Annotated in this window: 17 protein-coding genes and 1 pseudogene; 4 read left to right on the forward strand and 14 right to left on the reverse strand. The window is 68.6% G+C overall.

The genetic code is table 11. The features are described 5' to 3' along the window. Positions 1–180: 180 nt before the first annotated feature. Genes UAJ10_RS26020 through UAJ10_RS26035 form a run of 4 tightly spaced genes read left to right on the forward strand, consistent with a single transcriptional unit; the run spans position 181 to position 5,624 of the window. On the forward strand, positions 181–1,641 hold the full coding sequence (locus UAJ10_RS26020) for a DUF1800 domain-containing protein (protein ID WP_322918231.1): 1,461 nt from the start codon (positions 181–183) through the stop codon (positions 1,639–1,641). A gap of 13 nt (positions 1,642–1,654) precedes the next feature. Next, positions 1,655–2,908, forward strand: a complete 1,254-nt coding sequence (locus UAJ10_RS26025; RefSeq protein WP_322918232.1) for a DUF1501 domain-containing protein — start codon at positions 1,655–1,657, stop codon at positions 2,906–2,908. A gap of 59 nt (positions 2,909–2,967) precedes the next feature. After that, positions 2,968–3,600, forward strand: coding sequence for a phosphohydrolase (locus UAJ10_RS26030; protein WP_322918233.1), 633 nt, complete (start codon positions 2,968–2,970; stop codon positions 3,598–3,600). Further along, entirely contained in the window at positions 3,597–5,624 is a 2,028-nt protein-coding gene (locus UAJ10_RS26035; RefSeq protein ID WP_322918234.1) for a tetratricopeptide repeat protein, read from the forward strand. The genes UAJ10_RS26030 and UAJ10_RS26035 overlap by 4 nt, the downstream gene beginning before the upstream one ends. A gap of 39 nt (positions 5,625–5,663) precedes the next feature. Here the strand turns inward: UAJ10_RS26035 and UAJ10_RS26040 are convergent, their stop codons facing one another. The 14 genes and pseudogenes from UAJ10_RS26040 to UAJ10_RS26110 all read right to left on the reverse strand — a co-directional run bounded on the left by UAJ10_RS26040 (position 5,664) and on the right by UAJ10_RS26110 (position 22,601). After that, positions 5,664–6,260 (reverse strand): cadmium resistance transporter, encoded by a 597-nt coding sequence (locus UAJ10_RS26040; protein ID WP_322918236.1) that lies wholly within the window; start codon positions 6,258–6,260, stop codon positions 5,664–5,666. 54 nt (positions 6,261–6,314) lie between these two features. After that, entirely contained in the window at positions 6,315–7,337 is a 1,023-nt protein-coding gene (locus UAJ10_RS26045; protein WP_322918237.1) for an aldose epimerase family protein, read from the reverse strand. Next, positions 7,334–8,797 (reverse strand): D-xylose transporter XylE, encoded by a 1,464-nt coding sequence (xylE, locus tag UAJ10_RS26050; RefSeq protein ID WP_322918238.1) that lies wholly within the window; start codon positions 8,795–8,797, stop codon positions 7,334–7,336. Before xylE ends, UAJ10_RS26045 begins: the two co-directional genes overlap by 4 nt. A gap of 161 nt (positions 8,798–8,958) precedes the next feature. Beyond that, complete coding sequence (locus UAJ10_RS26055) at positions 8,959–10,737, reverse strand: IlvD/Edd family dehydratase (protein WP_322918239.1); 1,779 nt, start codon at positions 10,735–10,737, stop codon at positions 8,959–8,961. Then, positions 10,730–11,712: pseudogene (locus UAJ10_RS26060) on the reverse strand (SMP-30/gluconolactonase/LRE family protein). Before UAJ10_RS26060 ends, UAJ10_RS26055 begins: the two are co-directional and overlap by 8 nt. Then, complete coding sequence (locus UAJ10_RS26070; RefSeq protein ID WP_322918242.1) at positions 11,609–12,370, reverse strand: SDR family NAD(P)-dependent oxidoreductase; 762 nt, start codon at positions 12,368–12,370, stop codon at positions 11,609–11,611. Before UAJ10_RS26070 ends, UAJ10_RS26060 begins: the two are co-directional and overlap by 104 nt. 69 nt (positions 12,371–12,439) lie before the next feature. After that, positions 12,440–13,633 (reverse strand): fumarylacetoacetate hydrolase family protein, encoded by a 1,194-nt coding sequence (locus UAJ10_RS26075; protein WP_322918243.1) that lies wholly within the window; start codon positions 13,631–13,633, stop codon positions 12,440–12,442. 151 nt (positions 13,634–13,784) lie between these two features. Next, the gene (locus UAJ10_RS26080) at positions 13,785–14,573 is read right to left on the reverse strand and encodes an anti-sigma factor family protein (protein ID WP_322918244.1); all 789 of its coding nucleotides are present in this window, start codon (positions 14,571–14,573) and stop codon (positions 13,785–13,787) included. Continuing rightward, entirely contained in the window at positions 14,570–15,118 is a 549-nt protein-coding gene (locus UAJ10_RS26085) for a sigma-70 family RNA polymerase sigma factor (RefSeq protein ID WP_322918245.1), read from the reverse strand. Before UAJ10_RS26085 ends, UAJ10_RS26080 begins: the two co-directional genes overlap by 4 nt. Positions 15,119–15,130: 12 nt before the next feature. After that, positions 15,131–15,496, reverse strand: coding sequence for a cupredoxin domain-containing protein (locus UAJ10_RS26090; RefSeq protein WP_322918246.1), 366 nt, complete (start codon positions 15,494–15,496; stop codon positions 15,131–15,133). A gap of 12 nt (positions 15,497–15,508) precedes the next feature. Further along, entirely contained in the window at positions 15,509–16,498 is a 990-nt protein-coding gene (locus UAJ10_RS26095) for a metallophosphoesterase family protein (RefSeq protein ID WP_322918247.1), read from the reverse strand. Between the two features lie 83 nt (positions 16,499–16,581). Beyond that, positions 16,582–17,661 (reverse strand): LacI family DNA-binding transcriptional regulator, encoded by a 1,080-nt coding sequence (locus UAJ10_RS26100; RefSeq protein WP_322918248.1) that lies wholly within the window; start codon positions 17,659–17,661, stop codon positions 16,582–16,584. Between the two features lie 278 nt (positions 17,662–17,939). Beyond that, the gene (locus UAJ10_RS26105; RefSeq protein WP_322918249.1) at positions 17,940–20,873 is read right to left on the reverse strand and encodes a glycoside hydrolase family 31 protein; all 2,934 of its coding nucleotides are present in this window, start codon (positions 20,871–20,873) and stop codon (positions 17,940–17,942) included. A gap of 75 nt (positions 20,874–20,948) precedes the next feature. Then, positions 20,949–22,601, reverse strand: a complete 1,653-nt coding sequence (locus UAJ10_RS26110; RefSeq protein ID WP_322918251.1) for a GH35 family beta-galactosidase — start codon at positions 22,599–22,601, stop codon at positions 20,949–20,951. Positions 22,602–22,791: the final 190 nt, after the last annotated feature.

A 22,791-nucleotide genomic window follows, 5' to 3' on the forward strand; every position in this document is an offset into this window, starting at 1 on the left:
CAGCCCCCGCTGCCGATGCCGGCCTCGCCCCAAAGCCATGCGTGCCCCCGCGTTGCCTTCCCCGATGCTGACACCCCAGGCGCGGGGATGAAAGGCCTGACGACGCCGGCGAGCCCGCCATCGGTCATCGCAGGCACTGCAGGGTCTGGGCGGCACCGGTCGTACCAGGGGCGAGACGGGATGTTTCCCCTGGCGCCGGACGGCCCCCTGAAGCCCCCGGCGCGGAAACACCGGGACGCCGATCCGGGAATCGGCCTGTTCGAGGACATCCGCATGACCCTGCAAGCGGCCATCGCCACCAATCGATTCGGCCTGGGCGCCCGCCCCGGCGACATCGCGGCGGCCCAATCCGATCCCCGTGGCTGGCTGGATGCGCAGCTGGCGCGGGACCCGGGCTTGCCGCCCGACCTGCGTGGGGTGGAGGACAGTGCCACCCGGTTGGCGGCGACCTACGCCGCCCGCAAGGAAAAGGACGAGGAGGCGCGCAAACCCCTGCGCGAGGCGTTGCGCGCCGCCTATCGCGACGACGCCGCGCGGCGGACCCGAGCGGCCATCGCCACCGACACGCCCCTGCGCGAACGGCTGGTGCACTTCTGGTCCAACCATTTCACCGTCTCCATCAGCCGGCCCATCGTCGCCGCCGCCGTGGTTCCCTATGAGAACGAGGCCATCCGCCCGCACGTCACCGGCCGGTTCGCCGATATGTTGCTGGCCGTGACCCGCCACCCGGTCATGCTCGCCTATCTGGACAATGCCGTATCCGCCGGGCCGGAAAGCATGGCGGGCATTCGGCGCCAGCGCGGCCTGAACGAAAACCTGGGCCGCGAATTGCTGGAGCTGCACACCCTGGGCGTTGACGGGGGCTACAGCCAGGCCGACGTGCGCGAGCTGGCCCGCATCCTGACGGGCTGGAGCGTCGCGGCGGAGCGGGACCGCGATACCGGCACTTTCCTGTTCCGCCCCAACCTGCACGAACCGGGCGACAAAATCCTGCTTGGCCAACGCTACAGCGAGGATGGCATGGGCGAGGGCCTGCTGGCCCTGCAACGGCTGGCCCGCCACCCCGCCACGGCCCGCCATGTCGCCATCAAGCTGGCCCGGCATTTCATCGCCGACGATCCGCCGCCGGCCGTCGTGGCGGCGCTGGAGAAATGCTACCACGACAGCGACGGCCATCTGGGTGAAGTCACCCGCACCCTGCTACGCCAGGATGCCGCCTGGGCGCCCGAGGCCCGCAAGGTGAAGACACCGACCGAATTGGTGGTCTCCACCGGGCGCGCCCTGGGCGCGGATATCCACCCGGCGGTGGACGAGGGCGACACCGACGTGAAGGCGCCGCGCGCCGAGCCCGCCCTGCGCTCCCTGGCCTTGCTGGGACAGATGCCCTTCGCCGCCCCCTCGCCCGCCGGCTGGCCGGACCAGGCCGCCGACTGGGTGGGACCGGAGGCCATGGTGCAGCGTGTCGACTGGGCCCTGACCGTGGGGGAAAAGCTGGGCGACCGCATCGACCCCCGCCAGATCGCGGAGCAGGCGCTGGGCCCGTTCGCGGGTGACGCCACCCGCCAGGCCGTGGCCCGCGCGCCCAGCGCCGCCGAAGGCCTGGCCCTGCTGATCTCCGCCCCCGAATTCCAGCGGCGCTGAAGGAGTGCCCGTCATGACCGCCTTTCTTCCCCTGAACCGCCGCCACCTGCTGGCCGGCCTGGGTGGCGCCGCGGCGTTGTCGCTGCTGCCGCAGGTGAGCTTCGCCCGCACGGTGGGCGAGCAGCGCTTCGTCCTGATCGTGCTGCGCGGCGGCATGGACGGCCTGGCGGCCGTCGCCCCCTATGCCGACCGCGACTATGCGACCCTGCGCGGCCGTCTGGCCCTGCCGGATCCCAACACCCAGGGCGGCGTGCTGGATTTGGACGGTTTCTTTGGCCTGAACCCAGCCCTGGCCGACATCCACCCCTGGTACAAGGAAGGCCAGCTGCTGGTGGCCCATGCCGTCGCCACCCCCTACCGCGACCGCAGCCATTTCGACGCCCAGGATTTGCTGGAGAACGGAACGGTGACGCCGCACGGCGTGGCCAGCGGCTGGCTGAACCGCGCCCTTGCGCAGCTGGGTGGCGACACCGGCGGGCGGCGCCTGGGCCTGGCCGTTGGCCAGGGCGTGCCCCTGGTGCTGCGCGGGGCCGCCCCGATCGCCTCGTGGTCGCCATCGCCCTTGAAGGAGGCGGACGGGGATTTCCTGGACCGGGTGGCGGCGCTGTACGCCAACGATCCGCTGCTGGCGAACGCCCTGAAGGCCGGCCTGGACTCGGCCAGCATGGCCGACCATGCCCTGAACACCGACGCCGATGGCGCCATGGACGGCGCCATGATGGACGGCGCCACCAAGCCCAAGGCCGCGCGCCTGGACCCGGCGGAGCTGGGCACCGCAACGGGCCGCCTGCTGGCCGACGCGAACGGCCCGCGCGTCGCCGTCATGGACCTGCAGGGCTGGGACACCCATGCGCAGCAGGGCACGACCGCTGGCCGGCTGACTGGGGCGCTGGGCAACCTGACCAAGGTGCTGGTGGCCTTGCGCGCCAGCCTGGGCCCCGCCTGGCGGCAGACGGTGGTGGCGGTGGTGACGGAGTTCGGGCGGACCGCCCGGCCCAACGGCACCGGCGGCACCGACCACGGCACGGCCACGGCCGCCTTCCTGGCGGGGGGCGCCGTGCAGGGCGGGCGCGTGCTGGCCGACTGGCCCGGCCTGGCCGACGGTCGCCTGTACCAGGGCCGCGACCTGGCACCCACACAGGATCTGCGCGCCGTGATGAAGGGCATCCTGCGCGACCATCTTGGCCTGGGCGCCGGCGCCCTGGACAAGGCCGTCTTTCCCGGCGGCGCCACCCCCGCCGCCACGCGCGACCTGATCCGGACCTAGCCCTGACCCCGTTCGACGCGCTATCTGTAACAGGAACGCGGCGAAGGGAGGCGGCAGGCATGAGCGGTGAGGCACGGGCCTGGGTCAGATTGCCGTCTCGGCGCCATCTGAACCTGCTGGCGCCCACGCCCCTGGACTGGGACGACGAGGACCTGGCCATGGGCCTGGCCCGCACCTACCGCTGGGGCGGGCATTCCCGATGGCCTCTGCCCCTGTCGGTGGCGCAGCATTCCCTGACCGTGCTGGCCCTGTCGCGCGCCCAGGCCGAAAGGCCGCTGAGCCCGGCGGCGGAATTGCGGGAACTGCTGCACGACGCCGATGAGGGCCTGCTGGGCTTCGATGCCATTTCGCCGCTGAAGCCCTTCCTGGGACCGGAATACAAGGCGCTGGCCGCGCGGCTGGAGGGGGCGATCACCCTGCGGTACCAGATCCCGGCCTGGAACCTGACCACCAAGAAAAACCACAAGCGGGCCGATCGCGTCGCCGCCGCCAGCGAGGCGCTGCACGTGGTCGGCTGGTCGCGGGACGAAATCCGCCGCACCCTGAAAATCCCCTATCAGCCCCTGGACGACGATCCGCTGCACCAGGAATACGGCGGCATCCCTTGGGAGCCCTGGCCGGCCGACGTGGCGGCGGAACGTTTCCTGGCCACGCTGCGCGTTCTGCTGCGCAAGCGGGACGGCCAGGCATGAACACGCCCCTGCTGGGCCGGGCGCAGGCCGCCCTGGCCGCTGGCCGCATGGCGGACGCGGCCACCCTGTACCGGGAGGTGGTGGCCCGCTGGCCACGGGATGGCGCCGGCTGGCTGGCCTTGAGCATGGCCACGGCCACCCTGGGCCAAGCGGATGACGCGCTGGCCGCCGCCGAGCGGGCGGCGGCCCTGCTGCCGACGCACGGCCCCGCCTGGGCCAACGTGGCGGAGCGGCGGCGCCAGGCGGGCCGTATGAAGGAAGCTGGCGCCGCCTACGCCCATCTGGCCGCCCTGCCCGGCCTGCCGGCCGACCTCGCCGCCGATGCGGAGAACGGGCTGGCCCTGGTGGCCAGCCACAGTGGCCAGCCCCTGGTGGCGGAGGCCCACTGGCGTCGCGCCATCGCCCTGGACCCCACCTTCGCCGGCGCCTACGCCAACCTGGGCAAGATGCTGTTCGACAGCCAAGCCATGCATGCGGCACGTGCGGCCCTGCGCCAGGCGGTCACCCTTGATCCCGCCAACGGCGGCGCCCGCATGAACCTGGCGCTGGCCCACAAGGCGCTGGAGCAGCAGGCGGTGGCGGTGGAGGAATTACGCCGCCTGCTGGCCCAGCCTGGGACAAGCGAACAGCTGGCCCACGATGCCCGCTATAACCTGGCCCGGCTGCTGCTGCTGCAAGGGCCGGGCGCGGAGGCCTGGGCCCTGCATGAAAGCCGGTGGAAGGTCAGTCACTTCCCCTCCGTTCGCCGTTCCTTCCCCGTGCCGGTGTGGCAAGGCGACAGCCTGATGGGCCGCCGGCTGCTGCTCTGGGGTGAGCAAGGCCTGGGCGATGAAATCCTGTTCGCCAGCCAGATGCCCGACCTGGCCGCCGGCCTGACCGACGCCGTACGCGCCGCCGGGACCGACATCCTGCTGGAATGCGACGAGCGGCTGGTGCCGCTGTTCACCCGGTCGTTCGCCCCCGTCACGGTGGTGGGCCGCCCGGCGACGGTGGCCCGCAGCGGTTCCCGCGACACCTCGGCCGATCCGCGCACCGCCACGGCCACGACGCAACTGCCCACCGGCAGCCTGGCGCGCTATTGCCGTCCCACCTTGGCCAGCTTCCGGGGCGCCCGTCCCTTCCTGAAGCCCGATCCCGACCACGCCGCCCTGTGGGCGCGGCGGGTGGCGGCGCTGGGGCCGGGACTGAAGGTGGGGCTATGCTGGACCAGCGGCCTGCTGACGGCGGAGCGCGCCATCAGCTACACCACCCTGGCCGATTGGCTGCCCCTGGCCCAAGTGCCCGGCATCCGCCTGGTCAGTCTGCAGTACAACCGCGACATCGCCACCGCCGAGATACCCCAGGCGCGGACCCGGGGCCTGGACATCGCCGACTGGCCGGACCTGGACCAGCGCGATGACCTGGAGGGCGCCGCCGCCCTTATCTCCACGCTTGACCTGGTGCTCACCGCTCCCACCTCGGTGGGGGAGATCGCCGCCGGCCTGGGCGTCCCCACCTGGCGTATTTCCACGCCCAGCCAGGATTGGAGCGGGCTCGGCACCAAGGTCCGCCCCTGGTACCCCGCCATGCGCATCTTCCCCGCGCCCAGGGAGGAGGAGACCCTGGCCGACGTCATTCAGCGCATGGTCCACGCGCTGATGGCCCTGGCATCGCCACCGGCCCCGGCCCCAACCTTGGCCGACGCGCTGGCCCTGCACCAGGCCGGCAGACTGGACGAGGCGGAGGCCGCCTACCGCCGCCTGCTGGCGGACGGGCCGGCGGACGCCCAGGCGCGGGGCGACACCCTGCACCTGCTGGGCCTGCTGTTGCATCAGGCTGGCCGGCCGGCGGAGGCCGAACCGCCGCTGCGCCAGGCGTTGACGGCGGAGCCTGGCTTCTTCGAGGCGTGGAACAGCCTGGGGGCGGTGCTGCTGGCCCTGGGGCGGCGCGCGGAAGCGGCGGATGCCTGGCGCACCGCCCTGCGCCTCAATCCCGGCTATGACAAGGCGGCCGCCAATTTGGCCCGCCTGGGCCCTTCCCCGTAAGTCGGACGCCGCATCGCCTGGTGCGGAGAAGCCGACACCTCAGCCCAGCCAGGACCGGACCAGCGCGAATGTTCCGGCATCGGCGATCACCCAGCCGCCGACGGCGATCAACACCCAGGGCAGCAAGCGGCCGCCCCAGCGCCGCACGGGCGGCCCCGCTGCCGGGTGCGTGGCAAGCCAATGGGCCAAGGCCACCCAGGCGCCCGTCAGAACGGCGAACACGGCCACGGTCACGACAATCTGGCTGGCGTCCTGCGCGGCGAACAGCGGCACGTAGACACCGATATTGTCCCCGCCCCCGGCCACCGTGACGGCGGCGACGGCCAAAGCGCCACCCCGGGCGGGGGGCATGTCGTCATCCCCCTCACCGCCGCCCGGCCACAACAGGCGTACCCCCAGCAGGATGGGCGCCAGCCCCAGGAATCCCAGCCAGGTCGGGTTCACCACCAGGGCGGCCAGGGCCCCGGTCAATCCGGCGGCCACCAGGACGGCGATGCCCAGGAACTGTCCCGCCGCGATGTCGCGGGCACGCCATCGCCCCCCGGCGAACAACGCCACCAGGATGAAAAGGTCGTCGATGTTGGTGGCGGCGAAGACGGCCACGGCGGCGGCAGCGCAAAGAAAAAGGGTGTCCATCGCGGGCGATGACGCCTGGATGGACACCCCTTGTCAATACACGCTGTAAGCACGTCACCAGCTGAGGCTGAACCGCATCATCCGGCTGTAGCGGTCACCCGCCTTCAGCATGGTGTCGGGGAAGGACGGCTGGTTGGGCGCATCGGGGAAGGCCTGGGGCTCCAGGCAAACACCCGTGCCCAGGTCCGGGTATTGGGACGCCAGCCCTTGGCCGCCGTAGAACTGCACCGACGGTTGGTCGGTGTGCAGGCGCAGGCTGACGCCGCTGTCGGGCGAGGACAGCGTGGCGGCCCAGTCCGCCGCCTCGTCCCAGGTGTCTTCCCGGTCCAGGACGAAGCAATGGTCGTAGCCGCCGGCCTGGAAGATCTGGGGATGGTTGTGGCGCGGCGTCGCCAGGCGCGGCCGGCGGAAGTCGAAGGCCGTGCCGGCCACCGGCTCCAACGCGCCGGTGGGAATCAGGCCGGGGCCCACGGGCAGGAAATGCTGGGACCGCAGGCGCAGCATCTGCCGGTCCGCCGCCACCTGCGGGTCGCCCGCCAGGTTGAAATAGGGATGCCAGGTCAGGCTGACCGGTGTGTCAGCGTCACCGATGGCGGTGAAGCGCAGGGTCAGGTCACCGCCGCTGATGGTGATTTCCGCCGTCACCTCCAGGGTACCGGGGAAGCCGTTCTCCCCATCGGGGGAGGTCAGGCCCAGCACCAGCCGGGAGTCCGGGCCGCCCTGGAAGTCCTGCAGACGCCAGACCTTACGGCCATAGGCGCCGGGGCCGCCGTGCAACTGGTTGACGCCCTCGTTGGGCACCAGCTCCACCGTCCGGCCTTCATAGGTGTAGCGGGCGTTGGCGATGCGGTTGCCGTAGCGGCCCACCAGACAACCCAGGTAGGCCGGATCGTTCTCGTAGGCGGCCACGTCCGGCAGACCCAGGACGAGGTTGCGCCGGCCCTTGGGGCCGGGCACCGACAGCTGCCGCAGGATGCCGCCGAAGGTCAGCACCTCCGCCTGGAGGCCGTCCGCCGGCCCGAGCGTCACCGCCCGGACCGGCGCACCGTCCTTGGTCGTCCCGAAGGATCGGATCATGACCGCGCGGCCTTCACCTGTTGTACGGCGGCATGCAGCGGCTTGTGGGTCCACAGCTCCTGAATGGCTTCCAGGCTGCGGCCCTTGGTTTCCGGTACGAAGCGCCACACGAACAGGGCGGACAGCAGGCTGAACACGCCATAGATCCAGTAGGCAAAGCCGTGATGGAAATGGGCGTTCAGCACCGAATTGCCGTCCATGACATTAAAGGACCAGGTGACCACCAGGTTGGCGATCCACTGCGCCGCGACCGCGATGCCCAGAGCCTTGCCCTTGATGGCGTTCGGGAACATCTCTGCCAGCAGGATCCAGACTACCGGGCCCCACGAGAAGGCGAAACCGGCGATATAGACCAGCATCGCGGCCAGCGCCGCGAGACCCGCCTGGCCTGTGGCGAAGATCGTGCCCAGCGCCAGCATGGAAACGGTCATGACCAAGCCGCCCGCGATCAGCAACGGCTTCCGTCCCAGGCGATCCACCGAGACGGTGGCGACCAGGGTGAAGGCGACATTGGCGATGCCGACGATGACCGTCTGCCAAAGGGAGGCGTTGGTATCCATGCCCATGTTCTGGAACATTTGTGGGGCATAGTAGAGCACGGCGTTGATGCCCACGAACTGCTGGAAGACCGACAGCAGGATGCCGACAAACACCACTAGACCACCGAAGGCGAATAGGCGCTCGTTGGTTACCACCAGGCTTTCCTCGATCTCGACCAGAGTCACCTTGGGATCGGTGGCACCGCCCAGGCGCTTCAGCACGGCCAGGGCTTCATTGTCGCGGCGCTGCATGACCAGGTAGCGCGGCGTATCAGGCGCCAGCAGCAGCAGCAGGGCGAACAGCAGCGACGGAATGCCCTCCGACGCGAACATGTAGCGCCAGCCGGTGCTGTGCAGCCAGGTCTCGTCGCCCAGGCCGGCGATGGCCCAGTTCACGAAGTACACGCCCACCATACCGCCCACGATGGCGATCTGGTTGAAGGAGATGAGGCGACCGCGGGATTCGGCCGGCGCGATTTCCGCGATGTACAGCGGGGAAACCAGCGAGGCGATGCCCACGCCGACACCGCCGATGATGCGGTAGATGTTGAAGGGCGTCAGCGCGTCCGGCCCCATCTGGCCGATGGTGCCCAGGCCAAATTCCGGCCAGGCGGAGCCCAGGGAGCAGATGAGGAACATCAGGGCGGCGAAGATCAGCGTCGGCTTGCGGCCGAAACGGTCGGCCATCTTGCCGGCGACCAGGCCGCCGACGACGCAACCAGCCAGCGCGCTGGAAATGGTCAGGCCCTTCAGGCTGTCATGCGCCGTTTCCGTGAGGTTCAACGGCTTGATGAAATTGATGTCGATGCTGGCCATCGCGCCGGAAATGACGGCGGTGTCATACCCGAACAACAGACCGCCCAAGGTGGCGATCAGTGTCAGGCCTGTCGTCAGCGACAGAACGCCTTGCTTGCTGCCCATTCATTCCTCCCCAGGCGGGCCACGACGGCCCGCCGCTTGTCCTAAAGCGAGGCGCCCGCACTTCCATGCGGATGGTCCACATGGGAACGGGGACGCCCCTTGTACCTCAAATCATCCCAGGCGCCACCGTCCTCACATCCAGGAAATGGCGTCGGGCCCCATCAATGGTTATGCCGCGGCGGGTGGGCCACGACGCCCCGGTACTTCAGGGCCGGCTCCATGCAACCGCCGCTGTCCAGCTGACCCACGGTCTGGCGGTACATCTCCTGCCACGGCGTGTAGCTGGGCGGGGTGGCCGGAATGCCATCGGCCTTGCGCTTCTGGATCTCGGCATCGTCCACCAGCATGTCGCAAGTGCCCTGGTTCAGGTCGATGCGGATGGTGTCGCCGGTGCGCAGCCACGCCAGCCCGCCGCCCACGGCACTCTCCGGCGAGGCGTTCAGGATGGACGGACTGTCCGAGGTGCCGGATTGCCGGCCGTCGCCGATGGTGGGCAGGCTGGTGATGCCGGCCTTCAACAGCGCGTCGGGCGGCTGCATGTTCACCACCTCGGCCGAGCCGGGGAAGCCCAACGGGCCGGCGCCGCGTACCACCAGGATGCAGCGTTCGTCGATGTTGAGCGCCGGATCGTTGATGCGCTCGTGATAATCATCCGGCCCGTCGAAGACGATGGCCCGGCCCTCATAGACGCCCTCGCGGCCCGGCTCGCTCAGATAGCGCTGGCGGAACTCTTCCGAGATCACGCTGGTCTTCATGATGGCGAAGTCGAACAGGTTGCCCTTCAGCACCAGGAAGCCCGCGCGTTCCTTCAGCGGCTGGCTGTAGGGCGTGATCATCTCCCGGTCCGGACTCTCCCGGCCTTCCAGGTTCTCGCCGATGGGGCGGCCGGTGACCGACATCGCCTTGTCGAACAGCTTGCCCGCCTGCCGCAGCTCCCACATCACGGCGGGCACGCCGCCGGCGCGGTGGAAGCGTTCGCCCAGGTACTTGCCGGCCGGCTGCATGTTGACCAGCAGAGGCACGTCATAGCCGTGGATGCGCCAGTCGTCGGCCGTCAGTTCCACGCCGGCGTGGCGGGCCATGGCGTTGATGTGCGGCTGCGCGTTGCTGGAACCGCCGAGCGCGCCCACCAGCTTGATGGCGTTCAGGAAGCTTTCGCGCGACAGGATCTTGGACGGACGCAGATCCTCGTACGCCATGTCGACGATGCGGCGCCCCGTCTCGTACGCCATCTGCCCGCGCTCACGGTAGGGTGCCGGAATGGCGGAACAGCCGGTGAGCGACAGGCCCAGGCCTTCGGCCACGGCGTTCATGGTGCTGGCCGTGCCCATGGTGTTGCAATGGCCGGCGGACGGTGCCGAGGAGGCCGCCGCGTCCAGGAACTCCTCCTCATCGATCAGGCCGGCCGCCAGCTTGCGGCGGCTGCGCCAGATGACGGTGCCGGACCCCACCAGGTCGCCCTCGTGCCAGCCGTCCAGCATGGGGCCGCCGGAAAGGACGATGGCCGGGATGTCGACGGTGCTGGCGGCCATGATGCCGGCGGGCGTGGTCTTATCGCAGCCGGTGGTCAGCACCACGGCGTCGATGGGATAGCCGTACAGGATCTCCACCAGGCCCATGTAAGCGAGATTCCGGTCCATGGCCGCCGTCGGACGACGGCAGTTCTCAAAGATGGGGTGGACCGGGAATTCCATGGGAATGCCGCCGGCGTCGCGAATACCGTCGCGGACGCGCTTGGCCAAATCCAGGTGAATACGATTGCAGGGGGAGATGTCGCTGCCGGTCTGGGCGATGCCGATGATGGGCTTGCCGGAGCGCAGTTCCTGCGGCGTGATGCCGTAGTTCATGAAGCGCTCAAGATAGAGCGCGGTCATGTCGATCCGGTCCGGCGCGTCAAACCAATCGCGGGAGCGGAATCGCACTGAAGGACGGTCAACCATACGCGATCTCCGCCGGGGGCAGGCCCGGCACGGTGGCCCTGAAGTGGAACAATCCGCCGGCCAGCGGCTGGGCGGCGCGATCTTCGTCGCCCAGGCCCTTGGCGGCGGTGGTGGCGTAGAGATCCAAGCGATCATCCCCGCCGAAGGCAAGCTTGGTGATGTTGGCGCAAGGGAAACGCACCACCTGCAGCAATTCCCCCGCCGGGGAGTAGCGCCGGGCGGCCCAGCCACCGAACAGGCCCACCCACAGGCAACCCTCCGCATCCACCACCGTTCCGTCCGGCCAGCCGGCCCCGTCTTCGATGGTGATCAACAGACGCCCGCCGCTGAGCGCGCCATCCGGCGACAGGTCATAGGCTGTGATGGTCTTGCCCAGGGTGTCGGTGTGGTAGAAGGTGCGACCGTCCGGGCTGGTGCAGGGCCCGTTGGTGATGACGATGCCGTCCACGTGGCGCTTCAGCGCCCCGGTCCAGGAATAGAGGGCGCCGGTCGCTCCCTCTTCCGCGTCATCCATGGAACCGAACCACAGCCGGCCCTGGGCGTCGACGAAGCCGTCGTTCAGGCGGTTGCCCGCGCGATCCCATTCCAATGGCACCAGGGGCTCGAACACACCCGTTTCGGTATCGAAACGGGCCAGCTTGCCCGGCAGGCCCACGATCAGCCCCCCCCGGCGCGCGGCAGGGCGAAGCCCGGCTGGTCCGGCGCGTCGAAACTGCGGGTGTCCCCATCGGCCGGGCGGAAGCGGTGAATGTGCCGCTTCTTGATGTCCACGAACCACAGGGCCCGGTCACGGGGGGACCACACGGGTCCCTCCCCCAAGGTGGCGCCCAAGGCCCAGATGCAGCGCGGTTCCACAGTCACCGGCAACCCCTTAGCGCCAGCCGGCGTCGACGAAGTATTCGTGGCTGGTGCACATGCGGCCGTCGTCCGACGCCAGGAACAGCACCATGGCGGCGACGTGCGGCGGGTCCACACGTTCCTTGATGCACTGCTGCGACAGGATGCGGGCCTCTTCCTCCGGGTTGTGCCACAGGCGCATCTGGCGCTCCGTCCGCACGCCACCCGGCACCACGCAAGTGACGCGGATGTTGAACTCTCCCAGGTCGCGGGCCAGCGAGCGGGTCATGCCTTCGATACCGGCCTTGGCGGTCTGGTACATCAGCAGTTCCGGCAAGGCGACGTGCCAGGAGATGGAGCCGAAGTTGATGATGGCGCCGCTGCGCTGCTGCTTCATGCCCCCTACCACCGCCTGGCTGGCGAAGAACATGTGCCGCAGGTTCACCGCCATGCGGTTGTCCCAGTATTCCGGCGTGATCTGCTCGATCGTGTGGCGATCGTCGTTGGCGGCGTTGTTCACCAGCACGTCGACCGGGCCGGCGTTCTGGATTTCCGCCAGCGTCGCCTTCAGCTGATCCAGGTTGGTCAGGTCGCACTTATAGAACTTGGGCGCATGCGCGGCACCCTCGGCCAGCGACTGCTCCAGGGCGCGGCTGTCGGCTTCCGCGATGTCCAGGAAGGAAACCTGGGCGCCCTGACGGACGAACGCCTCGGTGATGGCGGCGCCGATGCCGGAGCCGCCACCGGTGACAATGACCCGCTTGCCCCGCAGGCTGGGATAGATGGCGTGCGTCATGATGTATTCAGGCCCAAAAGGAAAGGGTTTGCCCAAAAGAGCGGATTTGGGTGGGTGACGCCAGGGGCATCACCCGTTCAGCAGCCCGCGGCGTGCCAGGTTGCGCATCAGCTCGGTCAGGCCGAAGGTCCAGGGGGCCGCCTCATGGCAGGGCACCACCTTGTTGACCAGGGTGCCCAGGCGCGGGCTGGAGACGCTGACGATGTCACCGGTCTTGTGGGTGAAGCCACGGCCCGGCGCGTCGCGATCCTCGACCGGCGCGAACAGCGTCCCCAGGAACAGCGCGAAGCCGTCGGGATACTGGTGGTTCTTGTTCAGGGTCTGCCCGACCAAGTCCAGGGGATCGCGGCTGATCTCGGACATGGTGCTCTTGCCGTCCAGGACGAAGCCGTCCTCGCCGGTCACGTTCAGGTGCACCACGGCCTCACGGACGTGGTCCATGGTGAAGGTGTCGTCGAACAGGCGGACGAAGGGGCCGATGGCGCAGGACGCGTTGTTGTCCTTGGCCTTGGACAGCAGCAGGGCGCTGCGGCCTTCGAAGTCGCGCAGGTTCACGTCGTTGCCCAGCGTGGCGCCGCGCGCGCGGCCCTGGCCGTCGCACAGGATCACCACCTCGGGCTCCGGATTGTTCCAGTGGCTGTCGGCGCGCACGCCGATCTCCACGCCCCAGCCCATGGCGGACAGGGTCGGGCCCTTGGTGAACACCTCGGCGTCGGGGCCGATGGCCACTTCCAGGTACTGCGACCACAGGCCGTCGGCGATCAGCGCCTCTTTCAAGCGGGCGGCGTTCTCTGAACCCGGCTTCACCAGGCGCAGGTCGGTGCCGACGCGGGACGACAGGGCCTGGCGAATTTCCAGGGCCTTGCCGGCATCGCCGCGCGCCCGCTCCTCGATCACGCGCTCCAGGGCGGACACGGCGAAGGTAACGCCGGCGGCCTTGATGCACTGCAGGTCGATGGGGGTCAGCAGCTTGGCGCCCCCCTGGGACACGGTTTGGCCGCCCTTCCAGGTGGGGTTCAGGTCCCAATCGGCCACGCGGCCGATGGACTTGCCCTCGGGGATCTGGCCGGGCTCCAGGCGGTTCATCAATTCGGAGACGGTCGGGGCGACGCCCGACAGGTCAAAAATCTCGCCGTTGCGGATCAGGATGGGCGTCGGCCCCTCACCCGCGTCGATGCGGCCCAGCAGAACGGCGTCCGCGCTGTCCTCGGGAAAAATGCTGTCGTGCGTAGTCTGCACCGGCGTGTCGACCGGGTACCCCATCTCTTGAACTCCTCCCAAGGTGCGTTATCGCCAGGCGGCCCTTGTTAACGCTAACATTAGAGGCCAGGGAGAAGCGCTGTCAAGGCGACGTTACCATACCAGTCTGGATTTCGACGCGGGACGCACGAAGGTTTCGCGCTAAGGTTTGGCCTCAGGGCTTGCCGGGATTCTGGGCCGCGACCGCCCCGGCCAGGGCTGTGGCGAAAGCGTGCATCTCCTCCGCCCCCACGTCGCTCACCGCCCAATAGGCCATGCCGCCGTCCCGCCACCGCATCAGGGTGTAGCCGTCGCGCGCCTCGAAGTCCGGCTGGCGGGGGCCGTCACCGGGCCAGACATAGAGGTTAAGGATATGGGCGCCGTGGCGATAGACCAGGGCCGCCACCGGCCGGCCGGCCAGATAGTCCAGCCGCCCGCCCTGCAAGGGGAAGCCCGCCGCCGCCAGTTCCGGCACGGGCGGGGAATAGTCCAGCTTGCCCGCGAACCAGGGCTTCACCGTGTGGTGGTCGCTGGTCGGCACGTCCAGTAGGTGCTGCGCCTGGAGGGAGCGGACATGCCCCGCCACCAATTCCCGCTCCAGCGCCGCGTCGCCCCCGAATGGGCCCACCATCAGCAGCAGGCTGGCGGCGATGGCGACACCCATCCCCGCCCCGCCCCAGCGGCGCAGTTGCCGCGACCAGGGCCGGCCATGAGGCGTGCCGACAGGATGCAGCCGTTCGACGGCGCCGATGTCCGCCAGGATGCGGGCGCGCAGGGCCGCCGGGGCCTTGGGCCGCAGGGCGGGGTCCGCCAGCAGCGCGCGCAGGGCCCGCAGCTCCGCCAACGCCTCGGCGCATGCGGGGCAAATGGCGATGTGCGCTTCCAGCTCGCGAGCGTGGGCGGCGTCCAGTTCATTGTCCAGCAGGCCGTGCAGCATCTCCGCCTTGTCCGGGCATGCCGTCATCTCGTCTCTCCAGCCTCTCGGCGCCGCCAGGCGGCGGCCAGCAGGTCGCGCGCGCGAGCCAGCCGCGACATGACGGTCCCCACCGGGGCGCCCGTCACGGCGGCGATGTCGCGATAGGACATCTCTTCCATCTCCCGCAGCAGCAGGGTTTCACGAAAGGCGGGCGGCAACCCCTCGATCAAGGCGCGCAGGTCCGCCGCATCCTCCTGCGCCGCCAGCCAGGCCTCTGGCGTCGGCGCCGTGGCGTCGGCGATCTCGGCCCCCTGCCCCGGCAGCGACTCCAGCGCCTGCTCGGCCCGGTCACGGCGGGCGGCGGCCCAGCTGCGGACATTGTTGCGCACGATGGTCAGCAGCCAAGCCCGGGCGTCGCCGCCGCGAAAGCCGTCGAAGGCGCGGTGGGCGCGCAGGAAGGCGTCCTGGACGATATCCTCGGCCGCCACCGGGTCGCGCGTCATGTATCGCGCCAGGCCATAGGCGGCGTCGAGGTGGATCAGCACCTGGTCCTGGAAGCGGCGGGTCTTCTCCGCCGTCTCGTCACCCCTCAAGGCGCCCGCCTCCTAATGCCCCGCCGGCCCTGATGTCCCACTCCCCTGGGACCCGCCCGCGTCAACGATGATGCGGCCGGTCATGTGCGGGTGCAGGGAACAAAAGTAATCGATCGTCCCCGGCCCCGCCACGGTGCGGCTGTACTTCTCCTCCGTGTCCAGCACCTTGGACCGGAAGGATTTGTCGTTGGCGGCCACGGCATGGGGGATGTCGTCGGCGTTGACCCACACGATGGTGGTGCCCGGCGCCACGTGCACCTCCGCCGGGCTGAAGGTGAAGTTGTCGATGCGGATCTCGACGGTTTCAGCCTGGGCCAGCCCCGTCAAGGCGCAGAACAGCACGGCCGCGATGCGCGCGGCATGAATAAAGGAACGCATGGGTTTTCTCGCTTAACCGAGGGTGGCGTCGACGACGGCCAGGGGGCCGGCCTTCTGGCGGTAGGTGACGGTGGTGACGCCCAAGGCGCCCCGCAGCTTGTCCGCCGGCAGCTTCATGGGCCCCGGCGACGGGGCGCTGCCCGGCGATGGCTGGGGGAAGGCTGTGGACCGGGCGGTATGGAAGGCCACGTTGCCCTCCACCTTCTGCAGGATTTGGTGGATATGGCCGTTCAGCACCGTGACGCTGCCGAAGCGGGCCAGCAGGCTCAGCGCCCGGGCGCCGTCGTCGGTGCCCCAGCCCCATTCCGGGTAGACCGTCCATAGTGGGATGTGGGCGAAGACCACCACGGGCGTGCTGGCCGACAGGGCGCGCAGGTCGTCGGCCAGCCAGGCCAATTGATCCTCCCCCAGGTTGCCCAGGCCGCCGCCCTTCAGGTTCACGACATTGACCAGGGCCACGAAGTGCACGCCGCCGTGGTCGAAACTGTACCAGCCGGCACCGAGCGCCTTGCCGTTGGGCCCCTTGCCGTACCGCGCCAGATAGGCGGCGCCCATGCCATCGTCCAGCACGTCATGCTCGCCGGGCACGAAGAAGACGGGCACGCCCAGGTCCTTCAGCGCCTGGTCGGCGGCGTCGAACTGCTCATCGCGCGACAGGTGGCTGATGTCACCGGTGTGGATGACGAAGGCGGGCCTGGTGGGCAGGCCGCGCACCCCGGCCACCGCCTCGCGCAAGGTCGCCAGCGCGTCGGGATTGGCCGGCTTGTCGAAGCCGACATGGCTGTCGCTGATCTGGGCGAAGGTCAGGCCGGGGTTGACCGGCGCCGTGGTCTTTGTGGCGGCTGGTGCCGCTTGGGCGCCGCCGCCAATCAGGCCAGCCGTCAGCGGCACGCCGCCCGCCACGCTCCACACCAGGCCGGTACCAGCCCAGGCCATGCACTTCAGGGCGTGCCGGCGCCCCGTGTCGATCTCATCCGCAGGCAATGAAGGTTGGTGGGCCATGCCGCCGCTCCCCTGGAAAAGGTGGTTCCAGGGGGCAAGACCGGCCGGTGCCCCGGCTTATTCCCGGTCGACGGAAATTATTTTCAGGCGGGGGCCGCCGTCGACTCGCGCTCCACCAGCGTGTGGCGCAGCAGCTGCTGCGCCGGGGCGCCGGTGCCGCCGCCCCGGCGGCGCTTCACCTCGTCCAGCAGCATGCTGACGGCGGCGCGGCCCATGGCGGCGATGGGCTGGCGCACGGTGGTCAGGGCCGGCCAGATGGTGCCCGCGATCAGCGTGTCGTCGAAGCCGGCGATGGACAGATCGACCGGCACGTTCAGGCCCAAGCGGTGGGCGGTGGCCAGCACGGCGGCGGCCATGTCGTCGTTGGCGGCGAAGATGGCGGTGGGCCGGTCCTTCAGGGCCAGCAGCTTATCCGCCGCCGCCAAGCCGGAACGGTAGTTGAAGTAGCCCTGCTCAACGGGTGCCGCCTTGGGGTCCAGCCCCGCCTCGCCGAGGGCATCCAGGAAGCCGTGCAGGCGCTGGTCGCTGACGGTCTGGTTGGGGTGACCCTTGATGAAACCGATGGTGCGGTGGCCCAACGACAGCAGGTGCTGGGTCATGCGGTGGGCGGCCTTGTAATTGTCGATGCGCACGGTGGCGACATCGGGCCCCGGCTGGCCGGCGGCCACGGCCACGGCGGCCACGCCGGACTTGGCGATTTCCGCCAGGATGCTCTTGGCCTCGCACAGCGGCGGCGGCAGAACGACGCCGTCGACGCCGCTCTGCAGCAGCTTCTGCAGCGCCGCCTTTTCCGTGGCGGCGGTGGCGCCGCACTTCTCCACCACCAGTTGGTGGCCGGTCTTGCTGCTTTCGTCGAGCGCGCCCAGCAGGAATTCGCTCAGGAAGGCGACGCTGGGGTTGCTGTACAACAGGCCGATGCGGAAGGTTTCAGACCCGGCCAGGCGGCGCGCCGCCGGATTGGGCGTGTACTTCAGTTCCTGGATGGCGGCCATCACCGCGGCGGAGGTGGCCGGCGTGACGTTGTTCTCATTGTTGATGACGCGGGACACCGTCATCGGGGAAACACCGGCGCGCGCCGCCACCTCACGAATGGTGACTCCCTGCGAACTCCGCCCACGCCGCTTTTCCATACGCTTCCTGCTCCGCTTATCGGATCCGCGCATCCACTGCCGGTTTGCATCGGTGATAGCAGTACCATTGGGACTCGCGCAATCGCCTGCTGATGGTCTTGTGTAAAAACCGCCGAGGACGCGGGCGTGCCGGGATGTTTGAAAGCCCTTTACATGGGTAGGCGACGTTAAAGCAGCGTCAATACAGGTCTGGCGGGCCCGGAACTTGGGCTCGGGGTATGCCCGCGAGTCGGTGGAGGGCCCCGCCGCCTTGTAAAATCTGTGAGGCGGCGGGGCTCTTTCCGCTTAAGGACTTGACCGTAATCGCGTTTTCAAACCTTGGGCCGCGTCACCGTGACGACCTGGCCGGAATACCGCACCGTCTGGTCGGGTTTGGCGGCGAAGTCGGCCGGTGCCGCCCCGCCATCCCCGCCATTGGATGTGGGCCCGACGAAGCGAACGTTGATCACGCGGTCCCGCACCATGCCGGGGAAGCTGCCGGCGCGCGCGCCGATGGTCAGCGCGCCTGCCGCCTGGTCATAGGACAGCGGGATGCGGCTGAACGCGCCGTGCTCGTAACCGTAGGTCGTGCCCTCGTCCTCATAGAGGTCGAAATGACCGTCGGCGCCGGTGTAGACGACGACGGTCAGCGGCGCGTCCGGCATCTGTCCCGTGTACTGGGTCACCGGCGCCGTGGGCACGATGGACCCGGCGCGGACGAACAGCGGCATGCGCTTCAGGGGCGCGTCGGCGGCGATGCGCTGGCCGCCGTCATAGAGCTTGCCGGTCTGGAAGTCATACCACTGCGCGCCCGAGGGCAGGTAGACGGCCCGGCTGCGCGCCTTGTAGTCCGTCACCGGCGCCACCAGGAAGGCATGGCCGAACAGGTACTGGTCGTTGATGTCCCACACCTGGCGGTCGGCCGGGAAGTCCATCACCAGGCCACGCATGATGGTACCGTCGCGGTGATAGGTGTCGGCCGCCAGGGTGTAGATGTAGGGCATCAGGCGGTAGCGCAGCTCGTCATACCAGACCAGGCTGTCGTAGACCTCCGACCCCTTGGGCGCGAGGTTATAGATTTCGCGGTACGGGAATTCCCCATGCGAGCGGAACAGGGGGGAGAAGGCACCGAACTGGAACCAGCGCAGGTTCAGCTCCCGCCATTCCGCCACGTCGGACGCCTTGGGATTCTTGGCCGAATAGCGCTTTTCCAGGGCGAAGCCGCCGATATCCGTCGTCCAGTTAGGCACGCCGGACAGGGAGAAATTGACGCCGGCCGAAATCTGGTTGCGCAAGTCGGTCCAGCGCGAGGCGACGTCGCCGCTCCAGCTGGCGGCGGCGTTGCGCTGCTGTCCGGCGAAGCCCGAGCGGGTGAGGATGAAGGCGCGCTTGTCGGGGTTTGCGGCGCGGTTGCCCTCATACACCGCCTTGGTGTGCATCAGCGGATAGGAATTGAAGAACGCCGCCGACGGGCCCATCGCCGTGGGGCCCATGCGCAGCATGCGCTCCGGAATGTCGAGGTTGGAGTGGGTGTCGGGTTCCGAGGCGTCCAACCACCAGGCGTCGATGCCCAGCTTGTTCAGCTTCTCATTGATCTGGCGCCAATAGATCTGGCGCGCCTCCGCCGAATAGGGGTCATAGAAGGCGTTCTCATAGCCGTCCTTGCCCACCCAATCGTGCTCATGCACCTCGACATTGCGGCGGTAGATGTGGCCCTTGGCGTCCAGCTCCTTGTAGTTGTCCGTGGTGGGGTAGAACTTGGGCCACACGGAAATCATGAAGTGGGCGTTCTGGGCGTGCAGGGTGTCGACCAGGCCCTGCGGGTCGGGGAAGCGCGTGGGGTCGAACTTGTGGCTGCCCCAGTCATCCTCGCGCCAGTAGAACCAATCCTCGACGATGTTATCCAGCGGCAGCTTGCGCTTGCGGAACTCCGCCACCGTGCCGGTCAACTCGTCCGCCGTCTTGTAGCGCTGGCGGCTCTGCCACAGGCCGTAGGCCCAGCGCGGCATCATCACCGCCTTGCCCGTCAGCTGGCGGTATCCGGCGATAACGTCGTCCATGTCCCTGCCCGCCACGACGTAATAGTCGATGGCGCGGGCGACATCCGAGGTCAGCGACAGCTCATGCCGCTCGCCATCCGCCAACGGATTCTGGTGCATCAGGGAGATGAAGCCCCCTTCCGGCACCCATTCCACCTTCAGCGTCTGGGCCTGGCCCGCCACCATGGGCAGGTCGAAATTGTGGTACCAGGGGTTCCAATCCTGGCGCCAGCGGTCCATGACGACCTTGCCGTCCAGCGTCACCTTGAAATAGCCGCTGGCATAGACCTGAAAGCGGTGGACGCCGTCCACCGGGGACTCGATCTTGCCCTCCCATACCACGGACTTGTCCTTGGTCGCGCGCTGCTTGGCGTTGACCCGGCTGCCACCGACCTCTTCCGGCCAGGCGGCCAGATCCTTGATGTACTGGTAATTGATGTCGCCTTCGACGCGGGTCAGCTTCAGCTTGCCGTCCTGGTAATAACGGGCGGTCAGGCCGCCCTCCTTGCCGTCGGCGTCATAGAGCTTCAGTTCCTTGGACATCAGCGGGTATTCGCGGGCGTCGCCGAAGCGGGTGATCCCGTTGTTGTCCCACAGCACGCCGTAATTGCGCGTCGACACCACGAAGGGGATGCCGATGTCCATGTTGTGCTGGGCGAGTTCGACGTCCTCGCCGTTGTAGTTCATCTGGGCGTTCTGGTGCTGGCCCAGGCCATAGAAGCCCTCGTCCGTGCCGCGGTTGAACTGCTGGCGCACCTGGAAGAAGCCGGCCTCGCCCGTGGGCAGGGTGGCGGGCGCGAAGCTGCCGCCGTCCACCGCCGTCAGCAGGGGCTGGCCCTTGGCGTCGAACACGTTGACGGCGCCGCTGGCGACACTGACCTCGGCCCGCAACTGCGGCGTGGTCAGGATCACCTGGCCGCCGTGCGCCGCCACCTGGAAACCGCCGGCGGCGGGCTTGGCCACCGCCATCAGGCTGGCGGGCAGATTCAGGCTGTCCCCCGGCACGGCGGTGACGTGGACGATGCGGTCGTTGATGACCTGCAGCCGCACCTTCTTGACGGCGGCGCCCGTGACCGTGACCACCACGCCATCGGCTGTTTGCTGGAAGGACGGCGACGGCGCCGCCTTGGCGGCGTCGGTGGACGGGGACTTGGTCGTCTCGCAGGAGGCGAGCAGCAGCGCGGGCACCAAGGCGGCGGACGCCAAGGCCCAGGAACGAACGTTCATGGCGATTCTCCGTGGGAGAAGGATCGGAAAGGCGGGATCCGGCCCGGCCCAGGGGCGAGGCCGGATCAAGCGGGATCAGTAGGTGGCGAACCGCACCTTGAGAATTTGGGGGGCCGAGGTGAAGTTCAGGCCGTAGTCGGTCTGGTCACCGTTCCACAGGCGCTCGAACACCCACTTGCCGTTCTCGAAGTGCCCCTCTTCCACGCTGGCCATCATGAAGCCGTTCTTGCCGGCCTTGGTGGCCTGGGCGAAGTCGACGCGGGCGTGGTATCCGGCCACCAGGTACTCGTTGGGCGCCATCTCGGCGATGACGACGCCGCCGCTGGGCTTCTCGTTGCCGGCGGGCTTGGCGTCGCCGAACTGCGGCAGGCCATAGCTGATGGTGGCCTTGTACGGCCCCAGATCCAGCGTGTTGCTGTGCTCGGCCGTCGGTTCCGAGGCACCCCAGACCTTGCCCTTGAGACTGAGGGCCGCCAGTTCGCGGTTCATGGAGCCCAGCAGCTTGAAGTTCATGGTGAAGGGCTCCAGCGCCTCCGCGTCGATCTTGGCGGTCCCCAGCGGGTAATTCACATAACCGGTATAATCGATGCCGAAAGGTGCGAAGCCGATACCCTGGTGGCCCAAGGTGGCGAAGATATAGCGGGCATAGACGCTGTCGTTGCCGGTCTCGGCCACGAGCAGGGCGTTGTCCGGCCGCTTATACTGCTCCAGCGTCTTGGTGTAGAAATCATAGCCCCGGTCGTAGATGTCCGGGCCGATCAGGTCGATGCTGGGGGCCGCCGCCTTCCAGATGTCCAGCACGTTCCAGGTTGGACCGCCGCTGGAATAGCTGTAGGGGTCCTGGTCCTTGAACGGGTCGCGCAGGGCCGCGTTCACATACATGGGGATGGGGTATTCGGCCTTGCCGGCCGCCGCCACCTGGTCGACGAAGCGGGCGATGTAATAGGCGTGGAAGAACTCATCCGCGTCCTTGCCGAACACATCCTTCCAGGTGCCCGGCTGCTTCTTCAGCGCCTTCACCAGGTCGTCGGGCACCTTTCCCTCGAACACCTTCTGCGCCATGGGGGTGAAGTCGCGGACGGCGCCGTAGGTGCCCGTCTCATTCTCCACCTGCACCATCAGCACGGTGTGCTGCTGGCCGTCCACCTGCTTCAAGTGGCGCATGAAGGCGACAAAGGCCTTCCTGTCGGCGTCCAGCGTGGCGGGCGCCAGCGGCGAGAGGGAACCGCGCATGACGCCCTTGGATCCCACGACGCGGGGAAAGCGATCGTTATCCAGCTTCACCCAGTCCGGGGCATAGGACGGGCCGTTGTTCTTCCAGGTGCCGAACCACAGCAGCACCAGGTGCTTCTTGTGCTCACGCGCTTGGGCCAGCAGGGTGTCGACGAAGCTGAAGTCGAACTTGCCTTCCGTCGCCTCGATCTGCTGCCAGGCGATGGGCATGAACAGCGTGTTGGCCTGCACCTGCTCCACCGCCGGCCAGACCTGCGGCAGCGCCGAGGGCCAGTTGCTGGAATTGTTGGCCTGGGCACCCAGCACCAGGTAGGGCGCACCATCGACCATCAGGGCATAGCGCCCATCCTCGCGCACCAGGCGCGGCATTTCCGTGCTGTGCCCGTCGGCCGCTCGCGCCCCCGAGACATGCGCGATGGGGGCCAGGCCGGCCAGAATGGTGGCCGCCATCAGCAGGGAACGGCCAGCCTTCGTCATGGTGGAAACGCGCATCATCGGCAGGCCCTCCCAAGCCCGTATCTCTTATTCAGGGCGCCGGTCGTGCCAGCCCCATCCCATCAACCCTGGCCGCATTTATATGATCATAGCGGCCCGGCGCGATCATACGCGTTGGCGGCATCAAATCAATCCGCATGTCTGATACCGCTACCAAAGCCACCTGAAGGCGCGCACCCTTACTTTCGAC

Origin of the sequence: Nitrospirillum guaranorum (assembly GCF_034653275.1) — a bacterium.
Taxonomy (GTDB): domain Bacteria; phylum Pseudomonadota; class Alphaproteobacteria; order Azospirillales; family Azospirillaceae; genus Nitrospirillum.

Coding starts and splice junctions, on each gene's coding strand:
- UAJ10_RS26020 (WP_322918231.1), top strand. CDS start 181: ATGTTTCCCCTGGCGCCGGACGGCCCCCTGAAGCCCCCGGCGCGGAAA.
- UAJ10_RS26025 (WP_322918232.1), top strand. CDS start 1,655: ATGACCGCCTTTCTTCCCCTGAACCGCCGCCACCTGCTGGCCGGCCTG.
- UAJ10_RS26030 (WP_322918233.1), top strand. CDS start 2,968: ATGAGCGGTGAGGCACGGGCCTGGGTCAGATTGCCGTCTCGGCGCCAT.
- UAJ10_RS26035 (WP_322918234.1), top strand. CDS start 3,597: ATGAACACGCCCCTGCTGGGCCGGGCGCAGGCCGCCCTGGCCGCTGGC.
- UAJ10_RS26040 (WP_322918236.1), bottom strand. CDS start 6,260: ATGGACACCCTTTTTCTTTGCGCTGCCGCCGCCGTGGCCGTCTTCGCC.
- UAJ10_RS26045 (WP_322918237.1), bottom strand. CDS start 7,337: ATGATCCGATCCTTCGGGACGACCAAGGACGGTGCGCCGGTCCGGGCG.
- xylE (WP_322918238.1), bottom strand. CDS start 8,797: ATGGGCAGCAAGCAAGGCGTTCTGTCGCTGACGACAGGCCTGACACTG.
- UAJ10_RS26055 (WP_322918239.1), bottom strand. CDS start 10,737: ATGGTTGACCGTCCTTCAGTGCGATTCCGCTCCCGCGATTGGTTTGAC.
- UAJ10_RS26070 (WP_322918242.1), bottom strand. CDS start 12,370: ATGACGCACGCCATCTATCCCAGCCTGCGGGGCAAGCGGGTCATTGTC.
- UAJ10_RS26075 (WP_322918243.1), bottom strand. CDS start 13,633: ATGGGGTACCCGGTCGACACGCCGGTGCAGACTACGCACGACAGCATT.
- UAJ10_RS26080 (WP_322918244.1), bottom strand. CDS start 14,573: ATGACGGCATGCCCGGACAAGGCGGAGATGCTGCACGGCCTGCTGGAC.
- UAJ10_RS26090 (WP_322918246.1), bottom strand. CDS start 15,496: ATGCGTTCCTTTATTCATGCCGCGCGCATCGCGGCCGTGCTGTTCTGC.
- UAJ10_RS26095 (WP_322918247.1), bottom strand. CDS start 16,498: ATGGCCCACCAACCTTCATTGCCTGCGGATGAGATCGACACGGGGCGC.
- UAJ10_RS26100 (WP_322918248.1), bottom strand. CDS start 17,661: ATGCGCGGATCCGATAAGCGGAGCAGGAAGCGTATGGAAAAGCGGCGT.
- UAJ10_RS26105 (WP_322918249.1), bottom strand. CDS start 20,873: ATGAACGTTCGTTCCTGGGCCTTGGCGTCCGCCGCCTTGGTGCCCGCG.
- UAJ10_RS26110 (WP_322918251.1), bottom strand. CDS start 22,601: ATGATGCGCGTTTCCACCATGACGAAGGCTGGCCGTTCCCTGCTGATG.